This window comes from Streptomyces lushanensis (assembly GCF_001700515.1).
GTDB classification, from domain to species: Bacteria; Actinomycetota; Actinomycetes; order Streptomycetales; family Streptomycetaceae; genus Streptomyces; species Streptomyces lushanensis.
The window spans coordinates 3,587-12,189 of record NZ_MAUD01000243.1 but is presented as its reverse complement, the minus strand read 5'-3'; the positions used below and the strand labels follow the sequence as shown (position 1 = coordinate 12,189).

The window sequence follows — 8,603 nt, the reverse complement described above, 5'->3', positions numbered from 1 at the left end:
CGCGGGGTCGGACCGGGGCACCGCGGACGCAGGCCGAGCCGCTGACATGGCACGATGGCCTCGCCGACCGCGGGGAGGAGAGACGGCCGCATGGTGGATCCACGGATCACCCGGACGGAGCGCGCCACCGAGGAAGCCGTGATCACGCTCGCCTCCACCCGGCCCGTTTCCCGGATCAGCGTCTCCGAGCTGGCCGAAGCGGCGGGCGTCAGCCGCGCCACGTTCTACAACCGCTACACGACACCGCTCGACGTACTCACCCGCGTGCTCCGCCGGGACCTCCGGGCCAGGCGCGCCGAGGACGAGGAACGCCGGGCCGCCCGCACCGCGCCGCCCGGCGTCGACCTGCGTCTGGCCACCGGCGACATCGTCGACCACGTCGAGCGCTACCGCGAGATCTACCGCCACGCGCGGCACGATCCGGCGGACCGGGGAGTCTTCGACGCGCTGACCGAGCACTTCACCGACTACAGCCTCGCGTTCATGCGCACGTCGGGGCACGCTCCGCCCGAAGGGATCAACCACCGGATCGTGGCGCAGTTCCTCGCGCACGGCTTCGCCGGAGCGCTCAAGGCCTGGCTGTCGGACGAGGGTGTCAGCCGCGGCGAACTGGTCGAGGCCGTGAGTTCCGCCGCTCCGGCCTGGTGGACCCGGCAGAGCCCGTGATCTTCGAAATCGCCGACGGACAGTCGCGTCACGTTCCCCACATGTTCACCGGAACGTACGGCTCGATCATGTTTCATGGCAGGTCCGCGGCCGGTCACGTACGCCATCGGTGACGGTCACCGGCCCACAACGCGTTCCTGAACCCCAGCACGCCTCATAACCTTCCGGGAGTCGTCGGTGCCCTCTCTGTTCATGCGCGGCACCATGCTGGTGGGCCTGGCCGCCCTGCTGTCCGGCTGCGTCGATCCGGGCCGCCCGGCCGAACGTTCCGCGGGCGAGGCGGACGACTGCGAGTCGTCCGTGGTCTTCCGGTCCGGCACCGGCGGCTACCACACCTTCCGTATACCGGCCGTGGTCATGGTGCCCGGTGACACCCCGGGCACGCTCGTCGCCTTCGCCGAAGCGCGCCGCGACACCCGGGCCGACACCGGCGATGTCGATGTCGTCACGCGGCGTTCGACCGACGGCGGTTGCACCTGGTCGCCGATACAGGTGGTGGCGGACTCCGGCCGGGACACGGTGGGCAACCCCGTCCCCGTCGTCGTACCGGAGACCGGGCGACTGGTGCTCCTGACGTGCGGCAATGCCGCGACCGCCACCGAGGAGGCGATCCTGCGGGGGGATCACCCGCTGGCGGCGGGGCGGCGGGTCTACGTCCAGCACAGCGACACCGCCGGACGCACCTGGTCATCACCCACCGAGATCACCGACCAGGCCAAGCGGCAGGACTGGCGCTGGTACGCCACCGGCCCCGGCCACGGGCTCGCGCTGACCCACGGCCCGCACACCGGACGCCTCGTCATCCCGGCCAACCACTCCACCGCGCCGCCCGCCGGCAGCACCGACACCGGGACGGAACCGCGCTACTACGGCGGGCACTCGCTGCTCAGCGACGACGGCGGCGCCGGCTGGCGCATCGGCTACGTCGACGACACACCCGACGGCCGTGTCAACGTCAACGAGACCACGGCGGCCCAACTGCCCGACGGCCGTGTGTACTTCAACGCCCGCGACCAGCACGGCACCACCCCGGTCACCCGCGCCCACGCCTACAGCGGCGACGGCGGACTGTCCCTGGACGCGCCCTTCAGCCCCACCGAGGACGTGATCGCGCCCATCATCGAAGGAAGCGTCCTCCAGACGCGGCAGGACCGGCAGACCGGCCCGCTCCTGCTGTCCGCCCCCGCCGACCCCACAGCACGCAGCCACATGACGGTACGCTCCAGCACCGACGACGGCCTGAGCTGGAGCACCGGCCTCCGCCTCACGACAGACCCCGCCGCCTACTCCGACCTGGTCCAGGTCGACCGGAACACCGTGGGCATCCTGTACGAGACCGGCCGCAGCTCCGCGTACGACACCATCACCTTCACCCGGCTCCCCCTCGACCGGCTCCGATGACCCGGGAATGAGACAGGCGGGTACGGGGACGCCTTCGCGCCCCGTACCCGGGTCTCCGTGCCCATCCCCGTACCCGGGTCTGCGCACCCGGGTCTGCGCACCCGGGTCTCCGCGCCCGGGTCTCCGCGCCCACGACCCGCTCCGGCCGGGGCGTGCCGCCGCGACAGCCGCTCTTCAATGGGTGGGCGGTCGCGTTCACCGAACCGTCCGCGACGGCGCCAACTCCAGTGACCGGGTGGGGCGCGAGCAGCGCGACGGGCCCATAGCGGCCAAAGTCCACCCGAGCGCCGCAAACAGCCCTCCGTGACGGACGGTTGGGCCGGAAATCGGCGGGTCGGCCGAGAAGCCGCGTCGCGCGCGCCGTCCGGGCGGCGGCCCGAGGGACACATACGCGCCAATGACACAGGATCGCCCGCCCACTCGATCCGTTGTGTCACCCGTCGACCACAGTGTGCGTACGCTGGGTTTCCCGCCTCCCCACCGCTTGCGCACATTCTCCACACAATGCACATTTCCGGCCGATCGCCGCCCGTGCGACGGCGCACAGGGGAGACGCGACTCCCGCCGCTTGCCTAGCCTCCCGCCCATGCGATCACCACTGATGAGACGCCTCGGCCTCGCCACGTTCCTCGCCCTCGCCCTCGGCGTGTTCGGCCTGGCCCCCGCCGCGAGCGCGGCCGCCGCCCCGGCCGAGCTGACCTTCACCACCGACAGCGCCACCACCACGCCCGGCGGCACGGTGAACCTGTCGATGACACTCACCAACAACCAGACCTACGACATCTGGTTCGTCTACCAGACCATCGACCCGACCTGGCTGACCACCCAGCGCCCCGACCTGAAGTACAGCTTCACCGGCTGCGCGCTGACCACGTCCGCCGGCAGCGTCCCCTGCTCCGGGACCGGCCCCGCCAACCTGGGCACCAACTACGGCGCCACGATCCCGCCCGGGCAGAGCCGAACCGTCACACTGACGCTCCAGATCGCCCCGGACTCCGGCTGCAACGGCAACATCGGCTTCTACTCCTACTTCTACGCCGAGTTCAGCGACAGCACCAACATCAGCGGCGGCCCTGCCTACACCCCCGAGACGCGGGTGCTCTGCGCCTGACCACGTCCGGCCCGCACTGACGGACCGTCAACGCAGCTGATCCACGAGGAGCGTGGCCCGAAATCCGCCCGAACCCCGCGCGTCGCCGCGGGTGAGGCATGTGACAGCGACAACGGTGGCGCCCGGAGCGGAAGTTCGCTCCGGGCGCCACCGTCTGTACCAAGTCTTTACCCGGCCCTTGACGGCTAACTGTAAACAATCCTAACTTTCAATCACCACCCCCCGTGGGGCACGTCACACCCATGGGCCTCGAATTGTCATGCCCACATCACGAAGGGCCTCGTCATGTCCCCATCGCTCCTCAAGAGGCTGCGCCCCGCCGCGGTCCTCGCCCTGGCCGGAGCCCTGTTCCTGGGCCTCGGTGTCACCGCCCAGGCCGGTGCCTCCGCTCCGGGCGCCGGCCAGGAACGCGCCTCAGGCCAGGAACGCATCTCCCGGGCAGCCGCCGCGGCGGACACCCCGGTCGGCGTCAACGGCAAGGTCCGCGTCTGCGGCACCAAACTCTGCAACGCCTCCGGCACCCCCGTCCAACTGCGCGGGATGAGCACCCACGGCACCCAGTGGTACGCGCAGTGCGTGACCGACGGCTCGCTGGACGCCCTCGCCAACGACTGGAACGGCGACATCCTCCGCGTCTCCACCTATGTGCAGGAGGGCGGCTACGAGACCGACCCGGCCAGGTTCACCGACCTCGCCAGCCGTATCGTCGACCAGGCCACCGCGCGCGGCCTGTACGTGATCGTCGACTGGCACCAGCTCACCCCGGGCGACCCCAACGCCAACACCTCCCGGGCCCGCACCTTCTTCACCGAGATGGCGCGCCGCCACAAGGACAAGGTCAATGTCCTGTGGGAGATCGCCAACGAGCCGAACGGCGTCTCCTGGCCGCGGATCAAGAGCTACGCCGAGACCATCATCCCGGTGGTGCGGGCGCAGGACCCCGACGGCGTCGTCCTCGTCGGCACCCGCGCCTGGTCCTCGCTCGGTGTCTCCGACGGCGCCGACGAGACCGAGGTCGTCAACAACCCGGTGAACGCGACCAACATCATGTACACGTTCCACTTCTACGCCGCGTCCCACAAGACGGAGTACCTGAACGCGCTCTCCCGGGCCGCTGACCGCATTCCCATGTTCGTCACGGAGTTCGGCACCCAGAACTTCGCGGGTGAGGGCGCCAACGACTTCGCCCAGTCGCAGCGGTACATCGACCTGATGGCCCAGAAGAAGATCAGCTGGACCAACTGGAACTACTCGGACGACAACCGCTCGGGCGCCGTCTTCAAGACCGGCACCTGCGCCCGCGGCCAGTGGACCGGCACCTCGGTCCTCAAGGAAGCCGGTGTCTGGATCCGCGACCGGATCCGCAGCGGCGGCTTCTAGGGCCTGTCCGGTCCCGCCCGGTCCGGTCCGGAGCTCTGGCCGGACGGCAGGGCACGAAGCGCTCTCTTCCCGGACACGGCGGGTCCGGGAAGAGAGCTCCGACGCGTCGCGGCGGGCGGGCCGCGCTCCGGGTGGTCGCGCCGTCACCGGTCGCGAACGTGTTCGAACGCGATTCAGGATCGGTTCGCCTGACATACAGGAGAAAAGGGAGGCCGCGGCCTCCTGACCGTTCCTAGCCTTGAGCCCGCTCTCGGCACCCTGAAAGGGCCCGGGCCGGTGGCCGACCAGGAGGCCGGTGCGGCCGGGAGCGCGACGAGGAGTGAGCGATGACTGTGCGCACAAGACGGATCGTGGCCTTCGCCGGGGCGCTGCTCGCGGCGGCTGCCGGGCTCCCGCTCGGATCCGCTTCCGCGTTCACAACGAACCAGGGTCATGGTTCCGCGCCGCATGAGCGCGTGCGGGTGATGACTCTCAACATCTTCTACGGCGGCGACGACCTCGACCTCGCCACCAAGGACTTCTGCACGACGCCGAACGGCTGCCCGCGGACCCTGAAGCAGATCGAACGTGCCGTCAAGGACGCCCGCGCCGACATCGTCGGCGTACAGGAGTCGGAGCGGAGCACCGAGCGGATCGCGTCGGCGCTGGGCTGGTACGGCAGCGACCGGGCGCACGTGATGTCCCGCTTCCCCGTCATCGACCCGCCCGGCAGCAACGGCCTGTACGTGTTCGTCGAGGTGGCCCCGGGAAGGGTGATGGCCGTCGCCAACACGCACACGCCGTCCGACCCGTACGGCCCCTACCTCGTACGGGACGGCGGCAGCCGGCAGGACGTGCTCGACCTCGAGAGCACGGTGCGCCTGCCCGCTGTCCGGGACCAGATCGACGTGCTGCCCGAACTCGCCCGGCGGGGTGTCCCGGTCGCGCTGACCGGTGACTTCAACAGCCCGTCGCACCTGGACTGGACCCAGGCCGTCGCGGAGACCCGGCGGGACGTCCCCTTCGCGGTGAAGTGGCCGGTCAGTGCCGCCCTGGCGAAGGCCGGGCTGCACGACACCTACCGCGAGGCGCGCCCCGACCCGGTCGCCGTTCCCGGCTTCACCTGGACGCCCGGCAGCCCGGAGGCCGACCCGCACGAGGTGCACGACCGGATCGACTGGGTGCTTCGCGCCGGTCCGTCCCGGACGATCGACAGCACCGTGGTCGGCGAGGCCGGCGGGCCGGACGTCGGGGTGGGTCTGTCGCCCTGGCCGACCGACCACCGCGGAGTGGTGTCCACGCTGGACGTCGAACCGGCGGTACCGCCGAACCTGGTCGCGCCGGTCACCCGTTCGGTGACGATCGGCGAGACGCTCCCGGTCACCTTCCACGCCCCCGGCAGGCCGGGCGAGCGCGTGGCACTGCTGGACCGGCGGGGCCGGACCGTGGCGTGGCGGCCGACGGGCAAGGCCGGACGGCAGGACGGCACGGTCTCGTTGCCGACGAAGGGGCTGGGCGCGGGCGAGTACGACGTCGTCCTCTCCTCCAACGGGGGCAAGGTGCTCTCGAAGACTCAGGTGTGGCTCTACCCGAAGGGTGAGCCGACCCGGGTGTCGGTGGGGAGGAGCACGTACCGGGCGGGCGAGCCGATCGACATCTCCTGGTCGAACGCGCCGGGCATGGGGCTGGACTGGATCTCGGTCTTCGCCTGCCCGAGGAACAGGTGCGAGCCGGAATCGGACTATCTCGTCTACACCTACACCGGTTCGCGGATCGAGGGTCACGGCAGGATAGGGCCGGACTCGGTCGGGGCCGAGGACTCCTGGCCGCTGAAGCCCGGCAGGTATGTGGTGCGTCTGCTGCCGGACGACGGGCTGCTGTCGGTGGCCGAGTCCACGGTCTTCACGGTGTCCTGATCCCGGAGTCCAGGCCCTTCGGGTCTGACGGCCGGTCGAACACCGGGTCCCGGAAGTGAGTACGGCAGCGGCCGTTCGCTGTCGCCGCCGGCGAAGGGGCGATGTCGGAGGTCCGGTCGCCGGCGGCCACCGTGCGGGCGGAGCGGACCGGACGGGCCTGACCGGGCGGGCCCGGCCGGTGCCGTCAGCTCACGGCGGCCAGCGTGAAGGAGTGCCCGGCCGGGTCGGAGTAGACCCGTGTGTCGCGCGGGCCACCGTTGTCCTTGGTGTCCAGCGGCCTGGCGCCCAGGCCGATCGCCTCGCGTTCCGCCTCGTCCATCTCCTCCCGCGCCACCAGGATCCGCAGATGCGCCTGCTGGGAGCTTTCGGGCCGCGGCCAACTGGCGGGCGCGTGGCCGTGATCCCTGCGGATCGCGATATGGACCCCGTCATGGCCGACGATCTCCACGAGGTCCGGGTTCTCCCCGATCCGGGTCTCGGCGTTGAGGAACGCCGAGTAGAAGCCGGCGAGCTCGACAGGTTCAGCACTGTCCAGGACAAGCAGACTGGTCTTGGTCACTGTCATGACGGAACGCCTACCCGCGGTTACGCAGCACACACGTGGCGCCTCCCTGGAGGTCCGTGACGATCCCGCGCCGGACGGCGTCCACGTCGTGGATCAGGTCGCCCGCCCAGGGCGTCCGTTCGCCGCTCACCCGTGTTCCTTCCCGTGCGGCGCTGCCCACACCCGTTTGCCCCACGGCAGCGGTTCGGTTCCCCAGTGATCAGCCAGCTCATTCACGAACGCGAGGCCGCGACCGCCTTCGTCCTCGTCGTCCGGTTCCCTGGGCGCCGGGGGCGCCTTCGAGAAATCCACGACACCGATACGCGCGCATGCCGACCCGGGGCGGTCGATGACTACCCGGATGGACTCCCGCCGGGCGTGTAGGACAGCGTTGACACCAACTCGGAGATGATCAGCGCGCCGTCGTCGGCCAGGTCGTCCAGACCCCAAACGGACAGGGCGACGCGGACCAGGCGACGCGCCGTCGCGGCGCTCTCCGTCTCGCGCCAGGCCGACGCCGTCGCTCCACCGACCGCTTTCGGCTCACGGGGCCGGCAGCGTGGGCCCCGGCTTTGCCGTGACCGTGCCGCGGACCGTAGCGCCACCTGCCTCACCCGGATGCCGCGAGCCGACCGGGCACGGGAGCGACCTTGTCGAGGCGTCGTCGGGTCTCGTCCGCGTCGAGGGGCCCGCCATGGCCGGGGAACAGGCGCTGCGGTTGGCGGCCGAGCTCGGTCATGAGTGCCCTGCGCACTCCGGCGGCGTCCTCGGTGAAGAAATGGCGCTTCGGGCTCTGGCGGCGCAGCATGCCACCACGGACCAGGTCGCCGACGAGCGTGTCGCCGCCGACGCGGACGACGAGCGACCCGGGGGTGTGGCCGCCGAACCGCTCGGCGTGCGCGTCGACGCCATAGGGACTCAGGTCGAACTTGTCCTCCACCAGGATGTCGGCTTCGACCGGCTGGGCCCTCGCACGGAGGACCAGGGGCCTCAACACCGCACCGGCCGGATGACTGATCGGGAGTACGCCGATGCGTCCGGTGCGCAGGAGTTGTTCGTCACCCAGGCCGACCGCGATCGGAACCCCGGCGTCCGCGAACGACGCCGCCGTGCCGCTGTGGTCATTGTGGCCGTGGGTCAGGAGGACCAGGGCGATGTCGCGAAGCTTGAGGCCCTGTGCCGACAGCGCGTCGCGCACGCGGTCGCCGTCCTCTGGTCCGCCCGTGTCCACGAGGATCGCTTGCTCGCCACGCAGGAGGTAGGCGTTGCTGTTGCCCATGGAAAGCGGGGTGACGGTCGTGGCGCTCATGCGGTGCACCGCGACGCTTCGGCGCCGACACCGACGTTCGTGCGGCCGTCGACTGTGAGTGTACGAACGGAAACGTCCATGATCATCTTCTCTCGCACTATCCCTGTAACCTTACGGTCGTAAGTAGAGCATGAGAACTTACGCCTGTAAAGTCTTTGTCATGGCTCCAGCGGCAGCACGGAGGCGCAACCCCCGAGGTCAGGGCGGGCAACTCCGCGACGAGATCGTGACCGCAGCCCGCGAGCTGCTGGTCGAGACCGGATCGGACAGCGCGGTGACCCTGCGGGCGATCGCCCG

General features: G+C 70.6%; 7 protein-coding genes. 5 read left to right on the top strand and 2 right to left on the bottom strand.

Features of this window, described 5'->3' with window-relative positions:
• The first annotated feature begins 90 nt into the window (after positions 1 to 90).
• The 5 genes from BFF77_RS20355 (at position 91) to BFF77_RS20335 (ending at position 6,453) form a co-directional block, all read left to right on the top strand.
• The gene (locus BFF77_RS20355) at positions 91 to 666 is read left to right on the top strand and encodes a TetR/AcrR family transcriptional regulator (RefSeq protein WP_245703609.1); all 576 of its coding nucleotides are present in this window, start codon (positions 91 to 93) and stop codon (positions 664 to 666) included.
• Between the two features lie 177 nt (positions 667 to 843).
• On the top strand, positions 844 to 2,067 hold the full coding sequence (locus tag BFF77_RS20350; RefSeq protein ID WP_245703608.1) for a sialidase family protein: 1,224 nt from the start codon (positions 844 to 846) through the stop codon (positions 2,065 to 2,067).
• Between the two features lie 586 nt (positions 2,068 to 2,653).
• Entirely contained in the window at positions 2,654 to 3,178 is a 525-nt protein-coding gene (locus BFF77_RS20345) for a hypothetical protein (protein ID WP_066951951.1), read from the top strand.
• Between the two features lie 285 nt (positions 3,179 to 3,463).
• On the top strand, positions 3,464 to 4,558 hold the full coding sequence (locus BFF77_RS20340; RefSeq protein WP_079125329.1) for a glycoside hydrolase family 5 protein: 1,095 nt from the start codon (positions 3,464 to 3,466) through the stop codon (positions 4,556 to 4,558).
• Between the two features lie 326 nt (positions 4,559 to 4,884).
• Positions 4,885 to 6,453, top strand: a complete 1,569-nt coding sequence (locus BFF77_RS20335; protein ID WP_066951949.1) for an endonuclease/exonuclease/phosphatase family protein — start codon at positions 4,885 to 4,887, stop codon at positions 6,451 to 6,453.
• Between the two features lie 184 nt (positions 6,454 to 6,637).
• Here BFF77_RS20335 and BFF77_RS20330 read toward each other — a convergent pair whose 3' ends face one another.
• Together BFF77_RS20330 and BFF77_RS20325 are read right to left on the bottom strand one after the other, a co-directional pair.
• Positions 6,638 to 7,018, bottom strand: a complete 381-nt coding sequence (locus tag BFF77_RS20330) for a VOC family protein (protein WP_066951947.1) — start codon at positions 7,016 to 7,018, stop codon at positions 6,638 to 6,640.
• Between the two features lie 589 nt (positions 7,019 to 7,607).
• A complete protein-coding gene (locus BFF77_RS20325) occupies positions 7,608 to 8,306 on the bottom strand; it encodes an MBL fold metallo-hydrolase (RefSeq protein ID WP_066951945.1) in 699 nt (232 codons plus the stop codon).
• Positions 8,307 to 8,603 lie beyond the last annotated feature (297 nt).